General features: G+C 69.5%; 22 protein-coding genes and 3 pseudogenes. 16 read left to right on the top strand and 9 right to left on the bottom strand.

Annotation, left to right across the window (positions count from 1 at the left end; all coding sequences use genetic code 11):
- Positions 1 to 44: 44 nt before the first annotated feature.
- Together ACI2LP_RS25535 and ACI2LP_RS25530 are read right to left on the bottom strand one after the other, a co-directional pair.
- Positions 45 to 695, bottom strand: coding sequence for a glycerophosphodiester phosphodiesterase (locus ACI2LP_RS25535; RefSeq protein ID WP_404727013.1), 651 nt, complete (start codon positions 693 to 695; stop codon positions 45 to 47).
- A gap of 103 nt (positions 696 to 798) precedes the next feature.
- Positions 799 to 924: a hypothetical protein gene (locus ACI2LP_RS25530; RefSeq protein WP_404726828.1), complete on the bottom strand. Its 126-nt coding sequence runs from the start codon at positions 922 to 924 to the stop codon at positions 799 to 801.
- A 301-nt stretch (positions 925 to 1225) separates the two neighbouring features.
- On the opposite strand from ACI2LP_RS25530, the gene ACI2LP_RS25525 reads away from it, so the two are divergent.
- The 5 genes from ACI2LP_RS25525 to ACI2LP_RS25505 all read left to right on the top strand — a co-directional run bounded on the left by ACI2LP_RS25525 (position 1226) and on the right by ACI2LP_RS25505 (position 5832).
- A complete protein-coding gene (locus tag ACI2LP_RS25525) occupies positions 1226 to 2623 on the top strand; it encodes a DUF6421 family protein (RefSeq protein ID WP_404726827.1) in 1398 nt (465 codons plus the stop codon).
- Between the two features lie 26 nt (positions 2624 to 2649).
- Entirely contained in the window at positions 2650 to 3405 is a 756-nt protein-coding gene (locus ACI2LP_RS25520; protein WP_404726826.1) for an SDR family NAD(P)-dependent oxidoreductase, read from the top strand.
- Positions 3384 to 4463, top strand: coding sequence for a threonine aldolase family protein (locus tag ACI2LP_RS25515; protein ID WP_404726825.1), 1080 nt, complete (start codon positions 3384 to 3386; stop codon positions 4461 to 4463). Before ACI2LP_RS25520 ends, ACI2LP_RS25515 begins: the two co-directional genes overlap by 22 nt.
- A gap of 81 nt (positions 4464 to 4544) precedes the next feature.
- Complete coding sequence (locus ACI2LP_RS25510) at positions 4545 to 5126, top strand: transglutaminase family protein (RefSeq protein WP_404726824.1); 582 nt, start codon at positions 4545 to 4547, stop codon at positions 5124 to 5126.
- A gap of 13 nt (positions 5127 to 5139) precedes the next feature.
- On the top strand, positions 5140 to 5832 hold the full coding sequence (locus ACI2LP_RS25505; protein WP_404726823.1) for a B3/4 domain-containing protein: 693 nt from the start codon (positions 5140 to 5142) through the stop codon (positions 5830 to 5832).
- A gap of 29 nt (positions 5833 to 5861) precedes the next feature.
- Here ACI2LP_RS25505 and ACI2LP_RS25500 read toward each other — a convergent pair whose 3' ends face one another.
- Both ACI2LP_RS25500 and ACI2LP_RS25495 read right to left on the bottom strand, forming a co-directional pair.
- Entirely contained in the window at positions 5862 to 6584 is a 723-nt protein-coding gene (locus ACI2LP_RS25500) for a lysophospholipid acyltransferase family protein (RefSeq protein ID WP_404726822.1), read from the bottom strand.
- 201 nt (positions 6585 to 6785) lie between these two features.
- Positions 6786 to 7202 (bottom strand): DUF4395 domain-containing protein, encoded by a 417-nt coding sequence (locus ACI2LP_RS25495; protein ID WP_404726821.1) that lies wholly within the window; start codon positions 7200 to 7202, stop codon positions 6786 to 6788.
- Between the two features lie 76 nt (positions 7203 to 7278).
- On the opposite strand from ACI2LP_RS25495, the gene ACI2LP_RS25490 reads away from it, so the two are divergent.
- The 4 genes from ACI2LP_RS25490 (at position 7279) to ACI2LP_RS25475 (ending at position 10421) form a co-directional block, all read left to right on the top strand.
- Positions 7279 to 7692, top strand: a complete 414-nt coding sequence (locus ACI2LP_RS25490) for a TlpA family protein disulfide reductase (protein WP_404726820.1) — start codon at positions 7279 to 7281, stop codon at positions 7690 to 7692.
- Positions 7693 to 7890: 198 nt separating this feature from the next.
- On the top strand, positions 7891 to 8397 hold the full coding sequence (locus ACI2LP_RS25485; protein WP_404726819.1) for a flavin reductase family protein: 507 nt from the start codon (positions 7891 to 7893) through the stop codon (positions 8395 to 8397).
- Positions 8398 to 8605: 208 nt separating this feature from the next.
- Entirely contained in the window at positions 8606 to 9400 is a 795-nt protein-coding gene (locus ACI2LP_RS25480; RefSeq protein ID WP_404726818.1) for an electron transfer flavoprotein subunit beta/FixA family protein, read from the top strand.
- Between the two features lie 58 nt (positions 9401 to 9458).
- On the top strand, positions 9459 to 10421 hold the full coding sequence (locus ACI2LP_RS25475; protein ID WP_404726817.1) for an electron transfer flavoprotein subunit alpha/FixB family protein: 963 nt from the start codon (positions 9459 to 9461) through the stop codon (positions 10419 to 10421).
- 110 nt (positions 10422 to 10531) lie between these two features.
- On the opposite strand, the pseudogene ACI2LP_RS25470 reads toward ACI2LP_RS25475, so the two are convergent.
- A pseudogene (locus tag ACI2LP_RS25470) lies at positions 10532 to 11356 on the bottom strand (class I SAM-dependent methyltransferase); the annotation flags it as partial.
- Between the two features lie 74 nt (positions 11357 to 11430).
- Here ACI2LP_RS25470 and ACI2LP_RS25465 point away from each other — a divergent pair.
- Together ACI2LP_RS25465 and ACI2LP_RS25460 are read left to right on the top strand one after the other, a co-directional pair.
- Positions 11431 to 12030, top strand: a complete 600-nt coding sequence (locus ACI2LP_RS25465; protein WP_404726816.1) for a TetR/AcrR family transcriptional regulator — start codon at positions 11431 to 11433, stop codon at positions 12028 to 12030.
- Between the two features lie 140 nt (positions 12031 to 12170).
- On the top strand, positions 12171 to 13469 hold the full coding sequence (locus ACI2LP_RS25460) for a DUF6986 family protein (protein WP_404726815.1): 1299 nt from the start codon (positions 12171 to 12173) through the stop codon (positions 13467 to 13469).
- A 197-nt stretch (positions 13470 to 13666) separates the two neighbouring features.
- Here ACI2LP_RS25460 and ACI2LP_RS25455 read toward each other — a convergent pair whose 3' ends face one another.
- Positions 13667 to 14653: a LacI family DNA-binding transcriptional regulator gene (locus ACI2LP_RS25455; protein WP_404726814.1), complete on the bottom strand. Its 987-nt coding sequence runs from the start codon at positions 14651 to 14653 to the stop codon at positions 13667 to 13669.
- Positions 14654 to 14866: 213 nt separating this feature from the next.
- Here ACI2LP_RS25455 and ACI2LP_RS25450 point away from each other — a divergent pair, with 213 nt between their 5' ends.
- A complete protein-coding gene (locus tag ACI2LP_RS25450; RefSeq protein WP_404726813.1) occupies positions 14867 to 15832 on the top strand; it encodes an ROK family protein in 966 nt (321 codons plus the stop codon).
- 23 nt (positions 15833 to 15855) lie between these two features.
- Here the strand turns inward: ACI2LP_RS25450 and ACI2LP_RS25445 are convergent.
- Positions 15856 to 16017: pseudogene (locus ACI2LP_RS25445) on the bottom strand (NPCBM/NEW2 domain-containing protein); the annotation flags it as partial.
- Between the two features lie 396 nt (positions 16018 to 16413).
- Between ACI2LP_RS25445 and ACI2LP_RS25440 the strand changes: the two are divergent.
- The 3 genes from ACI2LP_RS25440 (at position 16414) to ACI2LP_RS25430 (ending at position 19704) form a co-directional block, all read left to right on the top strand.
- Positions 16414 to 17709 carry an ABC transporter substrate-binding protein gene (locus tag ACI2LP_RS25440; protein ID WP_404726812.1) on the top strand — a complete coding sequence of 432 codons (1296 nt, stop codon included), beginning with the start codon at positions 16414 to 16416 and terminating at the stop codon, positions 17707 to 17709.
- Positions 17710 to 17878: 169 nt separating this feature from the next.
- Entirely contained in the window at positions 17879 to 18787 is a 909-nt protein-coding gene (locus ACI2LP_RS25435) for a carbohydrate ABC transporter permease (protein ID WP_404726811.1), read from the top strand.
- Positions 18784 to 19704 carry a carbohydrate ABC transporter permease gene (locus tag ACI2LP_RS25430; RefSeq protein ID WP_404726810.1) on the top strand — a complete coding sequence of 307 codons (921 nt, stop codon included), beginning with the start codon at positions 18784 to 18786 and terminating at the stop codon, positions 19702 to 19704. The genes ACI2LP_RS25435 and ACI2LP_RS25430 overlap by 4 nt, the downstream gene beginning before the upstream one ends.
- Positions 19705 to 19810: 106 nt before the next feature.
- On the opposite strand, the gene ACI2LP_RS25425 is transcribed toward ACI2LP_RS25430, so the two are convergent.
- A complete protein-coding gene (locus ACI2LP_RS25425; RefSeq protein ID WP_404726809.1) occupies positions 19811 to 19981 on the bottom strand; it encodes a hypothetical protein in 171 nt (56 codons plus the stop codon).
- Between the two features lie 255 nt (positions 19982 to 20236).
- Between ACI2LP_RS25425 and ACI2LP_RS25420 the strand changes: the two genes are divergently transcribed.
- Positions 20237 to 21271 (top strand): NUDIX domain-containing protein, encoded by a 1035-nt coding sequence (locus tag ACI2LP_RS25420; RefSeq protein ID WP_404726808.1) that lies wholly within the window; start codon positions 20237 to 20239, stop codon positions 21269 to 21271.
- Here ACI2LP_RS25420 and ACI2LP_RS25415 read toward each other — a convergent pair.
- Positions 21251 to 21554: pseudogene (locus ACI2LP_RS25415) on the bottom strand (MBL fold metallo-hydrolase); the annotation flags it as partial. The gene ACI2LP_RS25420 and the pseudogene ACI2LP_RS25415 overlap by 21 nt on opposite strands.
- Positions 21555 to 21561: the final 7 nt, after the last annotated feature.

The following is a 21561-nucleotide window of genomic DNA, read 5'->3' as shown; positions in this document are numbered from 1 at the left end:
TGCAAGCCTCCGAGGTCTTTACATAAGGACGGCAGCGAGGCCGCTCAGGCCGTGAAACGGCCGGTGCGCCGGATCTCGGGGAAGTCGGTGGTCGCGCCGTCCAGCTCAAGGGCGCGCACCAGCCGCAGGTGCTCCTGGGTGTTCACCACCCAGCCGATGACCTGCAGCCCCTCGCCGTGCGCGTGCTCGACGGTCTCCAGGGTCAGCCTGCGGATGTTCAGTGCGAGCGACGCGGCGCCGACCGCCTTCGCCCGGTCCACGATGTCGGCGCCCCAGCGGCTGGCGATGAGCACCGTCCGCGCCCCCGGAACCAGCTTGGCGATCTCGGCGATCGCGTCGTCGTGGAAGGACGACACCTCGACGCGGTGGACGAGATCGCGGCTGAGCATCACCTCGGCGAGCACCCGCGCCGCGGCCACGTCCTTGATCTCCGCCTGGAGCGGCGCCCGCACCGCGTCCAGTACCTCCTCGAAAACCGGCACCCGCTCGCCGTCCCCGGCGTCGAGCTCCCGCAGCTCGGCGAGGGTCTTGTCCGCGATGGGGCCGGTTCCGTCGGTCGTGCGGTCCACGTCGGCGTCGTGCATGACGGCGAGCGCGCCGTCCTTGCTCAGGTGCAGATCCAGTTCGATGGCGTCCATACCGGACTGTTCGGCCCGGACGAAGGAGCGCAGGGTGTTCTCCGGCTCGACGCCCATGACCCCGCGATGACCGATGGTGAGGAAAGTCAAGATTCTCTCGCTTCCGTCGACGGCGGCTCCCGCGCGGCGCATCCCGGCAGCCGCACGGCAAGCACGCAGCCTAACGGCCTGCCTCTGTGATGGAACCGGTCTCGCGCGGCGGAGTGGAGTGGTCCGCTCTGGCTCCCGCGATCCCCAGGACGAAACCGGTGATCAGGGCTGCGGCAAGGACGGCACGGGTGCTCACGCGGCGGGCTCCGGGGCGATTTTGGCGAGATACGGACCCTCCCGTCCTACCGGTGGCGGGCTGCCCGTCGCGAACCGCGTCACCCGCCAGTGGGCGCGTCCTGCGCGGCTTGACGCCCCGCCGAGCCCGCCCCGCCGAGCCTCGCCCACGTACCTCTTCATCGGTATGGGCCGCCGACAACCGTAAAACCTTCGGCGATCATGGGGGTGGGGCAGGATAATTTCCCAAGGTTCTACTTGTACGGAAGAACCACCGACATATACGGTGTCTTGACGCGAGGTTCTCCTGTGGAGGAAGTGACATGACGGAAATTCTTGTGCGGGAAGCTGCCGAAGGGCGCATATCCCACCCTGCACCGGTGATCGAGCACCCGGCCTGGCCGAAGCTCAAGAATGCCGTCGAGGAGATCCGGCCCTGGCAGTCCAAGGACGGCTCCATCGACTTCGACGCCGAGGGCGCTCCCTCGCGCGTCACGGTCGAGGCGGCGCTCGACCGCGTGCTCGACGGCGTGGATGAGCTCTCCCCGCTGGTCCCGCACGACGCCGCGTACCACCGCGCGCTCGTCGCCGATCTGCACAAGTGGGCCGACAGCGGCTTCGGTGTCCCCGACTTCCTTGACTCGCTGCTCGCCTTCCAGCCCGCGGCCTCGCGCGCCGACGGACTGCAGCATCTGGTCCTCTTCCCCATGTACACGCAGAACGGCAACCCGGACCGCAACCTCGAAGCGGTTGTGCTGCGCATGGTCTGGCCCGAGTGGCTCGCCGAGCTCGAGCGCACCCGCTACGACAACCCCCTCTTCTGCGGCATCACCTTCGAAGACTTCACCGCCGGCTACGACACCAACTCCGCGGTGCTCTTCCCGGAGACCATCGCCGTGCGCGAGGCCCCCGAGCGCTTCAGCTGGGGCGGCATCTTCTGCGACCGTGAAGCCGCCCGCTTCCGCTCCGTCACCAGCGAGGCCGTGAGGGTCCTCGGCCTCGAACTGCCCGACGACATCCGCGAGATGGTCGGCGACCAGGAGCGCTGCCAGCAGGCGTTCGTGCTCTGGGACATGGTCCACGACCGCACCCACAGCCATGGCGACCTGCCCTTCGACCCGTTCATGATCAAGCAGCGCCAGCCGTTCTGGATGTACGGCCTCGAGGAGCTGCGCTGCGACCTCACCGCCTTCAAGGAGGCCGTGAAGCTGGAGGCCGAAGGCAACCAGCACGGCCGCGACGTGCAGTACGCGGTGCTGTTCGACCGGATGTTCCGCTTCCCGGTCACCGGCGACCGGGTGCGCAACTACGACGGCCTCGGCGGCCAGCTGCTCTTCGCGTACCTCCACAAGCACGATGTGGTGCGCTGGACCGACAACACGCTGCAGATCGACTGGGACCGCGCGCCGCAGGTCACCAACCAGCTCTGCGCCGAGATCGAGAAGCTCTACAAGGACGGCATCGACCGTCCCAAGCTGGTGCACTGGTTCGCCGCGTACGACCTGGTCTCGACCTACCTCGCACCGCACCCCGGATCCCGCTGGGCCAAGGGCCCCGACGCACTGGATCTGTCACAGCCTCCGCGCAAGCTCGTCGACGACGTGCTTCCCGACGAGTTTCCGCTCAGCATGTTCTATGAGGCGCTCTCCAAGAAGCTCAAGGCTGTGATCGCCTCCACCAAGGGGATCACTGCGGCGGGCGCCGAGCGGATCGCCGCGTGAGCGCTCGTACGGAGGAGACTGGGACCATGAACAGAAACGGCAACGGGCCGCTCGACGGTGCCGTCGTGGCGGTCGCCGGAGCGGCGGGCCCGGCCGGCCGCGCAAGCTTGCTGCGGTTGGCGGAGGCCGGCGCGACAGTGGTCGCCTCCGACGCGGACGCGGAGCGTCTTGCCGAGGCGGTCGACGCCGCACGGTACGCACACGGCGGGGCGACCGTCACCGGCGACACCGTCGACCTGCTCGATCTCAACGCCACCAGGGAGTGGGCGGTCAAGACCGAGAAGGAGTTCGGCAGGATCGACGGACTGGTCCATCTCGTCGGCGGCTGGCGCGGCAGCGCCTCCTTCGCCGAGACCAACCTCTCCGACTGGGTGCTGCTCGAGAAGCTGCTGATCCGTACGGTCCAGCACACTTCGCTCGCCTTCCACGACGGACTGCTGCGCAGCGACCGGGGTCGCTTTGTGCTGGTCAGCGCCGCGGGTGCGAGCAAGCCCACGGCCGGCAACGCCGCGTACGCCGCATCCAAGGCGGCGGCGGAGGCCTGGACGCTCGCACTGGCCGACGCTTTCCGCAAGGCGGGGGGCGAAGAGGGTCCCAAGGCCGCGGCTGCCATCCTGGTCGTCAAGGCTCTGGTGCACGACGCCATGCGCGCCGAGCGCCCGAATGCGAAGTTCGCGGGCTTCACAGACGTCAAGGAACTGGCCGAGGCCGTTGCCGGAGTCTGGGACCGGTCCGCCCGGGAAGCGAATGGACAGCGTCTGTGGCTGACCCCCAAACCGTGAAGACCGACGCCCGGCGCCACCATGACCCCGAGGTACGCGGCTTCGCGAGTGACAATTACGCGGGCGCCCACCCCGAGGTTCTTGCGGCGCTCGCCCTCGCCAACGGCGGTCACCAGGTCGCCTACGGCGGGGATGCGTACACGGAGCACCTCCAGCGGGTCATGCACAGCCACTTCGGGGCCACGGCGGAGACCTTCCCGGTCTTCAACGGCACCGGCGCGAATGTCACCGCGCTCCAGGCACTCACGGATCGCTGGGGTGCGGTGATCTGTGCCGAGTCGGCGCACATCAACGTCGACGAGGGCGGCGCGCCGGAGCGCATGGGCGGGCTGAAGCTGCTGACCGTGCCGACGCCGGACGGCAAGCTCACGCCCGAGCTCATCGACCGGCAGGCGTGGGGCTGGGAGGACGAGCACCGGGCGATGCCGCAGGTCGTCTCGATCGCTCAGAACACCGAGCTGGGCACGGTCTACACGCCCGCCGAGATCCGGGCGATCGTCGAGCACGCCCACGAGCGCGGCATGAAGGTCCATCTGGACGGGGCCCGGATATCCAACGCCGCGGCGTCGCTGGATGCCCCCATGCGGGCGTTCACCAACGCCGTCGGCGTCGATGTGATCACCTTCGGCGGCACCAAGAACGGCATGCTGTTCGGCGAGGCCGTCGTCGTCCTGAACCCGGACGCGGTGAGCCATATGAAGCATCTGCGCAAGCTGTCGATGCAGCTCGCCTCCAAGATGCGGTTCGTGTCGGTGCAGTTGGAGGCGCTGCTGGCGCGCGACCTGTGGCTGCGCAACGCGCGGCACGCCAACACCATGGCCCAGCGTCTCGCCGCCGGCGTGCGCGCGGTCGACGGTGTGGAGATCCTCTACCCCGTCCAGGCCAATGCAGTCTTCGCCCGCCTGCCCCACGATGTGAGCGCCCGGCTGCAGAAGCGCTTCCGCTTCTACTTCTGGGACGAGGCCGCCGGCGACGTCCGCTGGATGTGCTCCTTCGACACCACGGAGGACGACGTCGACGCCTTCGTGCAGGCGCTGAAGGAAGAGATGGCTCCCTAGCCGGCTCTGTGAGTGCATAAATATGCTGCCGACCGGAAATCGATTGACTTCCGGTCGGCCGCTTCCATAGGGTCGGCAGGCATGCAACTGATCCAACAGGTGCCTGAACTGTCCGCTTACCTCGTGGCCGACGAGGTAATCGATCATGAGCACCGGCTCGTGCGCAGGACGGCCGCCCGCCTTCGTGTCGAAGCAGGTGATGCATACGCATACGCCAAGGCGGCCTTCGAGTTTGTGCGCGACACCATCCCGCACTCGTACGACGCGGGCGACACGCGGGTCACCTGGCGCGCCTCCGACGTGCTGGAGCAGCGGACCGGCATCTGCTACGCCAAGTCCCATGCGCTGACCGCGCTGTTGCGTGCCGGGGGCATCCCCGCCGCCCTGTGCTACCAGCGGCTGGATGGCGTGGTCCACGGGCTCGTCGCCCTCAGGCTGCCGGGGCGGGGGCGCTGGTCGCGGCAGGACCCCCGCGGCGGTGAGCCGGGAGCCGGTGCGCAGTTCTCGCTCGACGAGGAGCGGCTGGCCTTTCCCGTACAAGCAGAGTCCAATGATGTGGACTATCCGGTAGCATATGCTGCACCACACCCGATGGTGCTGCATGCGCTGCAGAGTGCGTCGGACCGGGAGTCGCTCTGGCTCCACCTCCCCACCGAACTGTGAGGCATCCTCGGCCATGACACTCACGATCACCGTCTCCGACCAGGTCAGGGCCATCGCACCCGGCTTCGTCCACCTGGCCGTCGAGGCGCGCGGCCTGGTCAACGGGCCCAGCAGTGACGACAGTTCGGCCCTGCTGGACAGTGCCGCCCGCCGGCTCGCCGAGCGACTGGACGGCCGCGCCCCGCACGAGGACCCGCACATTGCCGCCTGGCGGGAGGCGTACGCCGCCTTCGGCGCCAAGCCCTCCCGTACGCGCAACTCCGCCGAGGCGCTGGCCAAGCGCGCCCTCGCGGACGGCGGACTGCCGCGCATCAATGTGCTGGTCGACCTGTACAACGCGATCAGCGTGGCCCATCTGATCCCGGTCGGCGGCGAGGACACCGACCGCATCAGGGGCGGGATGAGGCTCGTGCGCGCCACCGGCGACGAGCCGTTCGGCACCGTCGCGGGCGGCGAGGAGACCCTGGAGCACCCGGAGCCGGGCGAGGTCGTCTGGTGCGACGACGAGGGCGTCACCTGCCGCCGCTGGAACTGGCGTCAGGGCGTACGCACCCGGCTCACCGAGAAGTCCGTCAACGCGCTCTTCCTGCTGGAGGCGCTGGCCCCGACCACGACCGGCGAGCTCGAGGCCGCTGCCGCCGAACTCGCCGAGTGGCTGGAGAAGTTGAGCCCCGGGGCGCAGATCACCGTCCACCCGCCCCGGTAACCGGTGTGACGTTCAGGTCCTGTCCGGACCTAGCCTGCCTCGCGGACCTCGGCCGGAGTCGGCGCCGTACCTCCGAGGTGCGCGGGCACCCACCAGGTGTCGCTCGCGTCCTTGGGGCGTACGGGATAGGCGCGCTGCGCGGCTTCGAGTAGATCCTGCACCCGCTCGCGCAGCCGCCGCGTGATCGCGCCCGCGTACTGGTCGGTGGGTGCCTCGACCGGCGCGCCGACGCGGATCGTCACCGGGATGTGGCTGCGCCTAAAGTTGCGCGGCCGGCCCTTGGTCCAGATCCGCTGGGTGCCCCACAGCGCCATCGGGATCAGCGGCACGCCGGCCTCCTGGGCGAGGCGTGCCGCACCCGACTTGAAGGACTTGAGCGTGAACGACTGCGAGATCGTCGCCTCCGGGAAGACCCCGATGATCTCGCCCGAGCGCAGCGACTCGAGCGCGTGCGCGTACGCCGTCTCACCCTGCGTGCGGTCCACCGGGATGTGCTTCATTCCGCGCATCAGCGGGCCGGAGATCTTGTGCCGGAAGACCGACTCCTTCGCCATGAAGCGCACCAGTCGCTTCTGGGGGAGCGCCGCGAGTCCGGTGAAGATGAAGTCCAGATAGCTGATGTGGTTGCTGACGAGCACGGCGCCGCCCGAGCGCGGGATGTTCTCCGAACCCTGAGTGTCGATCTTCAGGTCCAGCGCCTTGAACATGGTTCGAGCGGCGCCGATGACCGGCCGATAGACGAGCTCTGCCATCTGGAGAAGACCCTTCTGTTGTGCGCCCGGGAAGGGTTTCTCCCGGCGGAAGTTACGCAGCCGTAGGTTTTCGGCGTTGGGCAGATCGTGCCCCATGTGCGGCGTGCTGGCCAGCCCTGGCGCCTGCGGCGGGCGAGATTCTTGTCACGTCGCTCTTTTCACCTCATGGCCAGCTTTTCACATCATGGCCGGACAGTGGGTTCAGGGTCGGACCGCGGTCGCCCGGCGCAGCAGCACATACATCTCGCACCCCAGGCAGTACCCGAAAACTGCGTTGAGGAACGCGGCGGCCAGCGCGCATCCGGTGGCGGCGAGCCCGAGCCACTCCGGCCCCCAGAAGTAGCCGGCCAGGCCGAGCAGGGCGAAGGCCAGCCCCACGCCCTGCGCGAACCGCGGCGGCGCGGGCGACTCGAGCTCCGTCGGAGCCACGAGCCGCGGCCGCACCGTGGTGCGGAAGAGCCATCCGTACGGAGAGCGCTGCACGCCGAACACCACCCCCGCGGCGAAGGCGAGCGCCTGCCAGGCGAGCAGGAGGCCGCTGCCCGTGACGAGAACCGCGGCGAGTACGACTGTGGTGACGGCGGCCCCGAAACGCGGCCCCCTGACGTCGATGTCCATACGGGACAGCATCCCGCAGCCGGTCCGCAGGGCGGGCGCGGGAATCTTTGCTGTCGTGTGAACGCTGGAACCGTGGATGACTGGACTCGTGGTGTGTGTGGTGGTGCTCGCGGCGGCGAGCGCCTTCGGGCTGTGGCAGCGGCGAAGCGGCGGGAGGCTGAAGGTGCGCGGTCGGGACGCGGAGGTACGGCTCGGCGCGGCCGAGTTGGGCGCGGAGCTGGGGCGGCGGGCGACGCTCGTGCAGTTCTCCAGCGCCTTCTGCCAGCCGTGCCGGGCCACCCGGCGCACCCTCGCCGACATCGCGCGCATGGTGGACGGAGTCAGCCATGTCGAGATCGACGCGGAGGAGCGGCTCGCCCTGGTGCGGGAGCTCGGCATCCTCAAGACGCCGACCGTTCTGGTGCTCGACGCGGGCGGCAGGATCGTCACCCGGGCCTCCGGGCAGCCCCGCAAGGCGGATGTGATCGCGGCGCTGGGACAGGCGGTATGACGTCCCGTGACACGTGTCGCACATTGTGGAACGCACTTGACTGCACGCGCCATGCATCGTCACGCTGACGCTGTGCTTCCAGAAATCCTTCTCCATGGGCGGGCCCACGTCGACCTCGTGCGGACCGCGAGCGCGCGCTGTCCGGCTGTCTGAGACAGCCCGGCCGCCCCGCTCGCACCCATGCAGAAGGACAACTCCATGACGGCTTCGCCCGATCTCGGCACCACTCAGTCGGCCTCTCCCGACCTGCTCCGCTCCGTCTTCCGGCAGCATGCCGCGGGCGTCGCGGTGATCACCGCCCAGGGTGAGAACCCCGTCGGATTCACCGCCACCTCGCTCAACTCGGTTGCCGCCGAGCCTCCGTTGATCTCCTTCGGAGTGGGTGCTTCCTCCTCCAGCTGGCCGGTCATCGCCAGGGCCGGGCACATCGGCGTACACATACTCGGCGAGCATCAGCAGGAGCTGGCCGCCACCTTCGCGCGCAGTGGCGCCGACCGCTTCGCGCCGCCGACCGCCTGGCGCACCGGTCCCGAGGGCGTGCCGCTGCTCGACGGCGTACTGGCCTGGCTGGTGTGCCGGATCATCGACCGGGTGCCGGCCGGGGACCACCGCATCGTCATCGCCGAGGCCGTCGTCGGCGACCCCGCGGGCGCCGGCCGTCCGCTGCTCTATCACCAGGGACGCTTCAACACGCTGAGGCACTGAGAGTTCCCGGAAGGCCGCGGTTACGCAGCGTTGGCAAGGTCACAGTCCAAAGCGCTTGCTTAGCGGGATTGCAACGGGTGTACTGGTCGTACTGGCGAGTAATATTTCGTTCGGAGCGCGGCCTGCCCCGACCGGAATCCGCCCCATCAGACGCCTATGCTGCGTGCACAAGGCAGCCCAGTAGAGACGATGCAGTAGGAGAGCCGGCGTGAGCTTGAGGATCGTTGTCTGTGTGAAGTACGTGCCCGACGCCACCGGCGACCGGCACTTCGCCGATGACCTGACCGTCGACCGCGACGACGTCGACGGCCTGCTGTCGGAGCTGGATGAGTACGCGGTCGAGCAGGCACTGCAGATCGCCGACGAGGCGGACGACGCGGAGATCACCGTGCTCACCGTCGGCCCCGAGGACGCCAAGGACGCGCTGCGCAAGGCGCTGTCCATGGGCGCCGACAAGGCCGTTCACGTCGAGGACGACGACCTCCACGGCACCGACGTCATGGGCACCTCGCTGGTGCTCGCCAAGGCGATCGAGAAGACCGGCTACGACCTGGTCATCTGCGGTATGGCGTCGACCGACGGCACCATGGGCGTGCTGCCGGCGATCCTCGCGGAGCGCCTGGGCGTCCCGCAGGTCACGCTGCTCTCCGAGGTCTCGGTCGAGGGTGGCGCTGAAGGAACAGTCAAGGGCCGCCGCGACGGCGACACCGCCAGCGAGCAGCTGGAGGCGTCCCTGCCGGCCGTCGTGTCCGTGACGGACCAGTCGGGCGAGGCCCGTTACCCGTCCTTCAAGGGCATCATGGCTGCCAAGAAGAAGCCGGTCGAGTCGCTGGACCTGGAGGACCTCGAGATCGACGCCGACGAGGTCGGCCTCGAGGGCGCCTGGACCGCGGTGGACTCGGCGGCCCAGCGTCCGGCCCGTACCGCCGGCACGATCGTCAAGGACGAGGGCGAGGGCGGCAAGCAGCTCGCAGAGTTCCTCGCGAGCCAGAAGTTCATCTGAGCTTCGGCCATATCCCCAACCGCCCCCAGATACTTCGCATTCGCAGGAGAGCAATCCCATGGCTGAAGTTCTCGTCTACGTCGACCACGTGGACGGCGCCGTCCGCAAGCCCACCCTGGAGCTGCTGACCCTGGCCCGCCGCATCGGTGAGCCGGTCGCCGTCGCCCTCGGCTCCGGTGCCGAGGCCACCGCCCCCGCGCTCGCCGAGCACGGCGCGGTCAAGGTCCTGACCTCCGACGCCCCGGAGTTCGCCGACTACCTCGTCGTACCGAAGGTGGACGCGCTGCAGGCCGCCTACGAGGCCGTCTCGCCGGCCGCCGTGCTCGTCCCGTCCTCCGCCGAGGGCAAGGAGATCGCGGCCCGCCTCGCGGTCCGTATCGGCTCCGGCATCATCACCGACGCCGTCGACCTCGAGGCCGGCGACGAGGGCCCGGTGGCGACGCAGTCCGCGTTCGCCGCCTCCTTCACCACCAAGTCCCGTGTCTCCAAGGGCACTCCGGTCATCACGGTCAAGCCGAACTCGGCCGCCGTGGAGGCCGCTCCGGCCGCGGGCGCCGTCGAGGCGCTCGCCGTCACCTTCTCCGAGAAGGCCACCGGCACCAAGGTCGTCTCGCGCACCCCGCGCGAGTCCACCGGCCGCCCCGAGCTGACCGAGGCCGCGATCGTGGTGTCCGGCGGCCGTGGCGTCAACGGCGCCGAGAACTTCCACATCATCGAGGCGCTGGCCGACTCGCTGGGCGCCGCTGTCGGTGCCTCGCGTGCCGCGGTGGACGCCGGCTGGTACCCGCACTCCAACCAGGTCGGCCAGACCGGCAAGTCGGTCTCCCCGCAGCTGTACGTCGCGTCCGGCATCTCCGGCGCGATCCAGCACCGGGCCGGCATGCAGACCTCGAAGACGATCGTGGCCATCAACAAGGACGCCGAGGCCCCGATCTTCGACCTGGTCGACTACGGCGTGGTCGGCGACCTGTTCCAGGTCGTCCCGCAGCTGACCGAAGAGGTGAAGTCCCGCAAGGGCTGATCCTGCGGAAGTCTTGTCGGCCGGGGCCGTGCGGTGATCTCCACCGCGCGGCCCCGGGCCGTTTCCGCGCCTTGGTGCCTAGGGGGTCCGCCGGCCCGTGCGGGTTCATCGGTTCGCGCCGCAGTGACCACCACCGTGGCGTAGCGCATCGTGAAGCTGCCTCCCACCGCGTCGACGGCGGCGCCTATGCCCGCCAGTACCTCGTCCCGCATGGCCGGCGGGAGCTGGGCGTGGCCGCCGGTAGTGGGCAGCTGGTCCAGCCACTCGTCCCGGGTGTAGGACCGCTCCCAGTCGAATCGCCACTGCTCCGGGGCGCCGAACGCGCCCACCTCCCGTATCCCGTCGGCTGCCCTGGTGCACAGCACCGAGTACCCGTCCACGGCCGGCATCGTCCATTGGCGAGCAGCGAGCGAGTCGGGCATCACCCGGCGATAGACCTCGGCGAAGGATTCCGCCAGTTCGGGCGGAGGTTGGCCCGCGTTCCAGAACACGGCCAGCCGGCCGCCGGGCCGCAGCGCCTTCCCCGCCCTGGCCGCTCCCGCAACCGGGTCCACCCAGTGCCAGGTCTGCCCGGAGACGACCGCATCGAACTCCCTGCCGGCCGGGTCCCAGGCTTCGAACGCCGACACCTCGACCTCGAGTCCGCGCCGTCGCGCCAGGTCGGCCATCCGCGCGTCGGAGTCGACCCCCAGCACCCTGCAGCCGGCCGCTTCGAACATCCGGGACGCGATGCCGGTACCGCAGCCGACGTCGAGAACTTCGAGAACGCCGGGGCCGGGGCCGGCGGCGACGATCCGGTCCACCAGGGCTTGGGGGTAGCTGGGCCGAGCCCGGTCGTAGCGTTCGGCGTCCGAACCGAACGACTCCGCTACCACGCGATGTTGATGAGGCTCGTGTGCGGAAAGAGGCGCTCGCTCCGGCGGTATAGTGGGCATGCGCCCACTATGAATGGGCATGTGCCCACTCGTCAATCGGAACGGGGTGGGCGAGAGGTGGGAGGAGGCGCACGATGCCGACAGGGGTGGCCATCCGCGACGCGCGCGAGCAGCTGTTCGACGCGGCCGAGCGTGTCCTGCTCCGGGACGGGCCGAGCGCGCTGACCAGCCGGGCGGTCACCATGGAGGCAGGCTGCGCCAAGGGCGTCCTGCACCGGCACTTCGCCGACTTCGACGCCTTCCTCGCCGAGCTCGTGCGGGACCGCATCGCCCGGATCGACGGCCAAGCCGCCGCCCTGCGCAACTCCGCCGGGACCGGCACCGTCGCCGACAACCTCACCGGTGCCCTGACGGGCCTGTTCGGGTCGGTCGCTGTGGCGATCGTCGGCCTCGTCACCTCCCGGGACGACCTGCGCGCCCGGCTCCGCCAGGCCACGCCGACCGGTATCCCGGTACTGACGGAAGCTACGGCCATGATCGCCTCGTACCTCACCGCCGAGCGCGAACTGGGCCGCATTGCGGCGGATGCCGATGTCGACACCCTCGCTCCCACGCTGATCGGGGCCGGTCACATGCTCTTCGCCGACCGGAAAGGCGCCCCGCCGCACGGTGGCGCTGTCCGCAAGGTCGTGACCGCGGTCATCGCCGGCGTGGTGCAGGAACCGCTGCGGTGAACGGCCCAACCGCAGCCCGCACCCGAGGTTGGGGCCCGGTTTCGAGGGATCATTGACGCAGGTCGCGGCCGCACATTAACTTCGCCATACGGATTCTTGATTCCGTGCAGCGGAAAGCTTGAGAGTGTGGAGGATGCAGGATGGGTCAGCAGGAGAAGGCGGCAACGAGCCTCGCCGGCGCGGTCAGCGAGGGCATCAGCGCCTCCCTCGCGCCGGTGGACGCGGAGCTCGCCCGCCGTTACCCGGGCGACCCCGGCACCCGCCAGCCCGTCCACACCGTCTATGTACCGGGCGACGTCTTCGCCGCCGACACGATCCGCTCCTGGGGCGACCGGGCGCTGGCCGCGCTGGACGAGCACGCCCCCGACGCCGCGTCCCTCGCCGCAGTGCTCGGCCTCTCCGACGAACTCGCGGCCCCGGTGTACGACCGCGTACGGGCCAAGCTGGAGCGCGAGCCCGTCGAGGACCTGCGCGTCGACTTCGAGGACGGCTACGGCGGCCGCACCGACGCCGACGAGGACGCGCACGCGGCCCGCGCCGCCCGGCTGATCACCGACGCGTACGCCCACGGCACGGCCGCTCCGTACATGGGTATCCGCATGAAGTGCATGGAGGCCGCGGTACGCGACCGGGGCATCCGCACGCTCGACATCTTTCTCACCGGCCTGATGGAGGGCGGCGGACTGCCCGAAGGACTGGTCCTGACGCTGCCGAAGGTGACGTACGCCGAGCAGGTCACCGCGATGGTCCGGCTCGTCGAGGAGTTCGAGAAGGCCCGCGGTCTGGCGCCCGGCCGGATCGGCTTCGAGATCCAGATCGAGACCAGCCAGTCCATCCTCGCCGCCGACGGCACCGCCACGGTGGCCCGGATGATCGATGCCGCCGAGGGCCGGGCCACCGGACTGCACTACGGCACCTTCGACTACAGCGCCTGCCTCGGGGTCTCCGCCGCCTACCAGGCCAGCGACCACCCGGCCGCCGACCACGCCAAGGCGATCATGCAGGTCGCGGCCGCGGGCACCGGCGTACGCGTGTCCGACGGCTCCACCAACGTCCTCCCGGTCGGTACGACGGAGAAGGTCCACGACGCCTGGCGGCTGCACTACGGCCTCACCCGTCGCGCCCTGGCCCGCGCCTACTACCAGGGCTGGGACATGCACCCGGGCCATCTGCCGACCCGCTACGCCGCCGTGTTCGCCTTCTACCGCGAGGGCTTCGAGCAGGCCGCCGCGCGCCTCGCCGCGTACGCCAACCACGCGGGCGGGGACGTCATGGACGAGCCCGCCACCGCCAAGGCACTCAGCGGCTATCTGCTGCGCGGCATCGACTGCGGCGCTCTCGACACCGCCGAGGTGGCCCGCCTCACCGGGCTCAGCCGCGCCGATCTGGACGGCTTCGCCGCGCCGCGTCGCGGGGACCTCACCGCGACGGCCAAGTAGCCACAGCCGAGCAACAGTTGGCGGCCGTGTCACTGCTGCCCCTTTGGTCTGTACGCGACCACAGTCGCAACAAGGATCGGGGCAGCGGTGGCATCGGGGGAGAACGAGCGGCTCGCCGGCCGTTGCCGGGTGATCGAGCAGCTGGGCGATGGCGGCGACAACGACCAGCCGGTGCCGGGTCTGCCGGTCTGCTGAGGCTAGCGGTCCGCAGGCGGCGGGATCTCGCCCGAGCCGCGCGGGATCAGCACCGTCTCCAGCGCCACCTGCGCCGGCTCGTCGTCCGCGCCGTCAAGGCGGCGGAACAGCCGGTCCGCGGCGGTGCGCCCGAGGGTCGCGGCGTCCTGGGCTATGACCGTGATGCCCAGCAGATCGGCGAGTTCGATGTCGTCGAACCCGACCAGGGCGACCGGGCGCTCGTGCTCCGCCAGGACCCGTACGGCCGTCACCGTCACTCGGTTGTTGCCCGCGAACACCGCGGTGACCGGCTCCGGCCCGGTCACCATCTCGCTGACGGCGGCCCGCACCCGCTCCGGCACGGTCGAGCCCAGCGACACCCACGACTCGTCCACATCGAGCCCGGCGTCCTCCATCGCGGCGCGATAGCCGCGCAGTCGCTCGACGGCGGTGTGGATCCGCGGCTGGTCGCCGATGAAGCCGATACGACGGTGGCCGTGCGCGATCAGATGGGCCACGCCCGCCCGCGCGCCGCCGAAGCTGTCGGACAGCACCACATCGGCGTCGATCTGCCCGGGCGGGCGGTCCACGAACACCGTCGCGATGCCCGCCTTGATCTCCGGCTCCAGATAGCGGTGGTCGTGACCCGCCGGGATCACGATCAGCCCGTCGACCCGGCGGGCGCACAGCGCGAGCACCAGCTCCTGCTCGCGGTCGGGGTCCTCGGCGCTGGAACCGTTGATCAGCAGCGCGCCGTGGGCGCGGGCGACCTCCTCGACGGCGCGGCTCAGCGGACCGTAGAAGGGGTCGGCGAGATCTTCGAGGACCAGGCCGATGGAGGCGGTGCGGCCCTTGCGCAGCACGCGCGCACTGTCGTTGCGGCGAAAGCCCAGGGCCTCGATGGCCTCCTGCACCCGGCGCTCGGTGTCAAGGGTGACACCGGGCTCACCGTTGACCACTCGGGAAACCGTTTTGAGGCCGACTCCGGCCCGCGCTGCGACGTCTTTCATGGTGGGCCGATTGCCGTAGCGGGGCTCGGGACCTCGGGGGCGCCCGTGCGATGCCAGGTGATGGTCGGTCTCGGCCACAGTGCGCTGTCCTGTCGTCGTCGGAGTGTGCAAGGGTGTGGCGTCGAGCATAGGCCCTGGACAACGTTGTCAGGGGAATGGAGACTGTTACCGAAGCCGCAGGTCCCGACAGCTCCCATGGGGGATCCCACACCAATGCATACCGACCTCGTCGCCGCGCTCGACATCGGCGGCACCAAGATCGCCGGCGCGTTGGTGGACCGCAGCGGCAGAATTCTTGTGCGGGCGCAGTGTCCGACACCTGCCCAGGAGGACGGCGAGACGGTGATGCGCGCCGTGGAGTCGGTTCTTGCCGAGCTGGCCGTCTCCCCGCTCTGGGCGCGCGCCGGCGCCGTCGGCATCGGCAGCGCCGGTCCGGTCGACGCCTCCGCCGGTACGGTCAGCCCGGTCAACGTCCCGGGCTGGCGCGGCTTTCCGCTGGTGTCGCGGGTGCGCCGGGCGGCCGACGGGCTGCCCGTCGAGCTGGTCGGCGACGGCGTCGCGATGACGGCGGCCGAGCACTGGCAGGGCGCGGCCCGAGGCTATGACAACGCCCTGTGCATGGTGGTCTCGACGGGTGTCGGCGGCGGTCTGGTCCTCGGCGGCAAGCTCCACCCGGGGCCGACAGGCAACGCCGGGCACATCGGCCACATCAGCGTCGACCTGGACGGGGACCTGTGCCCCTGCGGGGGCCGCGGCTGTGTCGAGCGCATCGCCAGCGGCCCCAACATCGCCCGCCGGGCGCTGGAAGGCGGCTGGCGGCCCGGCCCGGACGGCGACACCTCGGCAGCCGCGGTGGCCGCCGCCGCCGAGGCCGGGAACCCGGTCGCGGTCGCTTCCTTCGAGCGGGCGGCACAGGCGCTCGCCGCGGGGATCGCCGCCACCGCGACCCTGGTGGAGATCGAGATCGCGGTGATCGGCGGGGGAGTCGCGGGCGCGGGCGAGGTGCTGTTCGCGCCGCTGCGCCGCTCCCTGCGGGACTACGCCACGCTCTCCTTCGTGCAGCGGCTGACCGTCGCACCGGCCCTGACGGGCACGGACGCGGGTCTGGTGGGTGCGGCGGCTGCCGCCTCGCTCGGCAGACAGGGCGAGGCGGCAGCGGTGGTCAGCGGCCGGTCCTGAGGCCGACTCAGAAGGGCACGTGAGCAGCTGATCCTGAGGTCGGCCCAGTCGGCGTGGTCGGAGTCGATGCCGTCCCCGCCGTCGGTGACCACGAGGCGAACCACCTTCGCACCACTCACGTCCGCCGAAATCGGCTGCGCGGGTGTGGCGTTGGTCAGTACGCCCGTCGAGGCGGCCTGCACGCCGGCCGGTGCGGGTTCGGCCGGGGCGTCCAGGGCGACGGCCGGAGCGCCGAGGTCCGCCGTACCGAGCAGCATGGCGGCCAGCGCTCCGACGACTCTGAGCGGGTGGTGCGGGTGGGAAGGTGACGCATCGTACCGTTCCTCCCTACTCGCGCAGATTTGGGGTGGCGTGATGCACGTGTCGGGCGCGAGCGTTTCCGGTAGGGCGTGTTGGAGTCTGTTGGAAGCGATGGGGTAACGGTTGTTCGATTTCTCGCCAAAACCCTTGACGACGCCACTTTTGGGGAGTGAGATCCAATCCTCGCGTTGAGTTGTGTTGGGTTGCACCCCGGAGGAGGGGACATGGCGCAGTCATCGTTCAACGGTTCTGTGGCGCCCGGGAGCGTGGCAGGACATCGGATGTCCCGACGGAATCTGTTGCGCGGTGCGGCGGCGGGCGCAGGTGCGATCGCGCTGCCCTCGCTGCTCGCCGCATGCGGCAGTGGACCCGGCGGGGACGGCAAGACCATCCACCTGGGGTCCAACTCGTCCGACCCGGTGCCGAAGAAGGCCTTCGCCGACGCCTTCTCCGCATACGAGGAACAGGCGAAGGACGGACGGAAGATCAAGGTCAACACCGTTGACCACAACACCTTCCAGGAAAACATCAACCGCTATCTGCAGGGCAAGCCGGACGATGTCTTCATGTGGTTCGCGGGCTACCGCATGCAGTTCTTCGCCAAGAAGGGGCTGCTGCACGACATCAGCGACAACTGGGCGGGCTACCAGGGCTTCTCGGCGGCGCTGAAGGCCCAGTCGACCGGCGAGGACGGCAAGCAGTACCTCACGCCGTACTACTACTACCCGTGGGCCGTTTTCCACCGGAAGAGCGTCTTCGAGCAGCACGGCTACACGGCGCCCAAGACTCTTGACGAGTACATAGCCCTCGCCAAGCAGATGCAGAAGGACAAGCTCGTCCCGATCGCGTTCTGCGACAAGGACGGCTGGCCCGCGATGGGCACATTCGACTACATCAACATGCGCACCAACGGATACGAGTTCCACAAGAACCTGATGGCGGGCAAGGAGGCCTGGACCGACAAGCGCGTCAAGGACGTCTTCGACACCTGGCGCAGCCTGCTCCCGTACTGCCAGCCCGGAGCCAACGGCCGCACCTGGCAGGAGGCGGCCACCAGCCTGCAGAAGAAGCAGGCGGGCATGGCCGTCTTCGGACTCCCGCACCCCGGCGCCCAGTTCCCCAAGGCCGAGCAGGCCGACATCGACTTCTTCCCGTTCCCGGTCATCAACCCGGAGCACGGCCAGGACGCCGTCGAGGCGCCCATCGACGGCTTCCTGCTCGCCAAGAAGTCCAAGAACCTCAAGAACCAGAAGAACATGGAGAGCGCCAAGGACCTGCTGAAGTGGCTGGCCACCGGCAAGGCGGAGGACATCTACCTCGCCAGTGACCCCAACAACATCGCCGTGAGCGACGAGGCCGACATCTCGAAGTACTCCCCGCTGCAGAAGAAGGCCGTCGAACTTGTCTCCGGCGCCAAGCAGATCTCGCAGTTCCTGGACCGCGACACCCGGCCCGACTTCTCGTCGACCGTGATGATTCCGGCCATCCAGACCTTCATCAACAAGCCGAAGGACGTGGACGGGTTGGTCAACAGCATCGAGAGGCAGAAGAAGACCATCTTCGCCGCCGAAGACTGAACCGACCACGGCCGACGTCGACTTGGAGCCACCGCCCGTGCCGCTGCTGCAAACCCCCGGGGGACAGCCCCCTGATCCTCGCCCCCGGCCCTCCCGGCCTGGGGGGACCACCAGCCAGGAACCGCAGGCCGCCCGGGGCCGGCGAGCGGAAACCCTGGGGCGAACGAGAGTGAGTACCTCGCGGCGTGCCGCACGACGAGGGCCGCGGCGGTTCACCCGCCGCGACCTCGCGGTCCTCGGCGTGCTGCTGGGCATACCGATCCTGCTCGACGTGTTCATCGTGTGGGGACCGACTCTCGCCTCCGTCGTGCTCTCCTTCACGAGCTGGGACGGCATCGGAGACATCTCCTGGGTCGGCACGAAGAACTACGAGACCCTCTTCACCGGCTATCCGCAGTTCTGGCCGGCCGCCCGCCACAATCTGCTCTGGCTGGCCTTCCTCGGCCTGGTCGCAACACCGTTCGGACTGCTGCTCGCCGTGCTCATCGACAGAGGCGTACGGTTCAGCCGCTTCTACCAGTCCACGCTGTACATGCCGGTGGTGCTCTCGCTCGCCGTCGTCGGCTTCATCGCCCAGCTGGTCTTCTCCCGCGACCAGGGCGCGCTCAACGCGATCCTCGGGAACACCGGCAATCCCACCGACTGGCTCGGCGATCCCGATCTGAACCTCTGGATGATCCTGCTGGCCGCCGCCTGGCGGCACACCGGCTATGTGATGATCCTCTACCTGGCCGGCCTGAAGGCCGTGGACCCCTCGCTGAAGGAGGCCGCGGCCATCGACGGGGCCGGCGAGCGGCAGACCTTCTTCCGCGTCGTCTTCCCGACCCTGCGGCCCGTCAATGTCATTGTCGGCGTCATCACGGTCATCGAGGCGCTGCGCGCCTTCGACATCGTCTATGCCGTCAACAAGGGCAGAAATGGCCTGGAGCTGCTCTCCGTCCTCGTCACCGACAACATCATCGGCGAGGCCAGCCGGATCGGATTCGGCTCCGCGATAGCCGTGGTGCTGCTGCTCGTCTCCATGGGATTCGTCGTGACGTATCTGGTCCAGGAGATCCGTGGGGAGAAGAACCGATGACGCTCGACACCGCCCCGGCGACCGCCGCCACAGCCGCCCTGGCCGCAGCGCCCGGCAAGCGCCGTCTGCGCCCCGGCCGACTCGGCGTGCACGCCTTCCTGATGACCGTCTCACTGGCGTTCCTGGCACCGCTGCTGCTAGCGGTGTACGCCTCACTCAGGCCGTACGACGAAACATCCGAGCACGGGTACTTCTCGCTGCCGAAGAAGCTCTCCTTCGACTACTACCAACAGGCCTTCAGCGACTCGGGGATGACGAAGTACTTCGTCAACACCCTCATCATCGCGGTGCCCGGAGTGCTGCTCGCGCTCTTCTTCGCCTCGTTCGTGGCCTTCGCGGTCGCCCGGCTGAGGATGCGCGGCTCGATCGTGCTGCTGATGCTGTTCACGGCGGGCAATCTGCTGCCCCAGCAGGTGATCGTCACTCCGCTGTACGTTCTGTTCAACCGCATCCCGCTGCCGTACTGGATGTCCGACTCGATGACGATGTTCGACTCGTACTGGGCCGTCATCTCCGTCCAGGTCGGTTTCCAGATCGGCTTCTGCGTCTTCGTCCTCGCCAACTTCATGCGCACGCTGCCCCAGGAGATTCTCGAGGCGGCGATCGTGGACGGCGCGAGTGTGTGGACGCAGTACTGGCGGATCACGCTGCCGCTGTGCCGCCCGGCCCTCGCTGCCCTCGGCACGCTCCAGTTCACCTGGATGTACAACGACTTCCTCTGGGCGCTCGTCTTCATCTCCGACGGCGACAAGCTCCCGATCACCTCGGCGCTGAACAACCTCCGGGGTCAGTTCTTCACCGACTACAACCTGCTCGCCGCGGGTTCGGTGATCGTCGCGCTGCCCACGCTGCTGGTCTTCCTGCTGCTGCAGCGGCACTTCATCGCCGGTCTCACCCTGGGCTCGACCAAGGGCTGACAGCCGTGGCAGAGCCCCCGCCCCCGACCGGGACGGGGGCCGCGCCGTGCCCAGGCCCTGTCCGGCCGATCCTGCCGGCCTCGCGCTGATCGACCGGACAGGGACCTTAGACGTCCGCGGTCTGCTGGTGCACGATCACCAGAAACGCATCCGTGTCCAGGTCCATCACGACCTCCGCGGCCAGGCCCTCGTCCTGCCGGGCCCTGGCGAACTCCTCGGCCGGCCAGCTCCCGCGCGGACCCCCGGCGGGAAACTGCTCCAACACCGTACGGCGCATCCCGCACCCCCTTGTCATTTCCCTGGTCTCGCCAACTCCAACGACGCTCCGCGCCCGGTTGTCACGGCCGGGCGAAGCCGTCGACTCGCTGGGTGAGACGCACCAGGGCGCCGCACGGTGGTGGTGAACCGGCAACGGCGAGGACACAGTTGTGTCCGCGACTGCGCCCCCGATCAACCGGGCCGGTTGCCGTCACGGGTTTCCGTGGCAGGGTGTTGCGGGCAATCCACTGTGGGCTACGGAAGAGGGGGAACCGTGATCGTCTGGATCAACGGTGCGTTCGGAGCGGGCAAGACGAGTACCGCGCGCGAACTGATCGATCTGATCCCGAACAGCACGCTGTACGACCCCGAATTGATCGGCGGCCATTTGCGCCGGCTGCTGCCGCAGAAGCGCCTCGCCGAGGTCACCGACTACCAGGATCTGCCGATCTGGCGACGGCTGGTGGTGGACACCGCGGCGGCGCTGCTCGCCGAGCTCGGCGGTGTACTGGTGGTGCCGATGACCCTGCTGCGGCAGGAGTACCGCGACGAGATCTTCGGCGGGCTCGCCTCCCGCCGGATCCCCGTACGGCATGTGCTGCTGCGACCGGACGAAACGATCCTGCGCGCGCGGATCGCGGCCCGCGAGGAGCCCGGCATCCCGGACGCCGACCAGCGGGTGCGGCAGTGGGCGTGCGAGCACATCGAGCCGTACCTCGCCGCCCTCGACTGGATCGGCGCCGACGCGCATGTCGTCGACACCAGCAGGATCGATCCTCTTGAGACGGCGCAACGGATAGCCAGGGCGATACGGAACGGGGAAGCCGCGGTCTGCGAGATCGTCCAGACGCCCGAGCCGACCGCCGAGACGCTGGCCGCCGGAGTGCTTCTCTTCGACGAGCAGGACCGGGTGCTGCTCGTCGACCCCACCTACAAGCCGGGCTGGGAGTTCCCCGGCGGTGTCGTCGAGAAGGGCGAGCCGCCCGCCCGGGCCGGAATGCGTGAGGTCGCCGAAGAACTCGGCATAGAACTGGCCGAGGTGCCCAGGCTGTTGGTGATCGACTGGGAGGCGCCACGCCCGCCGGGATTCGGCGGGCTCCGGCTGCTCTTCGACGGCGGCACGCTCGACAGCGGCAGGGCCGGGCGGGTGCTGCTGCCGGGCTCGGAACTGCGCGGCTGGCGGTTCGTCGGCGAGCAGGAGGCGGCCGAGCTGCTGCCGCCGGCCCGCTACGAGCGGCTGCGCTGGGCGCTGCGGGCCCGCGAGCGCGGAACGGTGCTCAACCTGGAGGCCGGGGTCCCCGTCGGCTGAGGCGAGCAGTACGGCCGCGGCGTCCTCGGTGAGGGGATCGCCGTGGCCGAAGCAGACCGTGGCCGAAGCAGACTGTGGAAGGACCGAGCGGGGCAAGGCAGCGCATTGATGCCTGTGCCTGCGCACGGTCCACAGTGAAGATGCCCAGCATCACCTGCCCCACCGCGGCGATGCAGTCGCCGGTGAACAGCACGCCGTGGCGGGGCAGATGGATGCCGATGGACCCGTCGGTGTGGCCGCGGGCGTGGATCACCACGGCCCCGTCGCCGAAGTCCAGCGTCGCTGAGCGC

This window comes from Streptomyces sp. NPDC019890, assembly GCF_044903445.1.
In the GTDB taxonomy this organism is placed as follows: domain Bacteria; phylum Actinomycetota; class Actinomycetes; order Streptomycetales; family Streptomycetaceae; genus Streptomyces.
The sequence above is the reverse complement of the archived record's forward strand: the minus strand, read 5'-3'. Positions and strand labels throughout refer to the sequence as shown.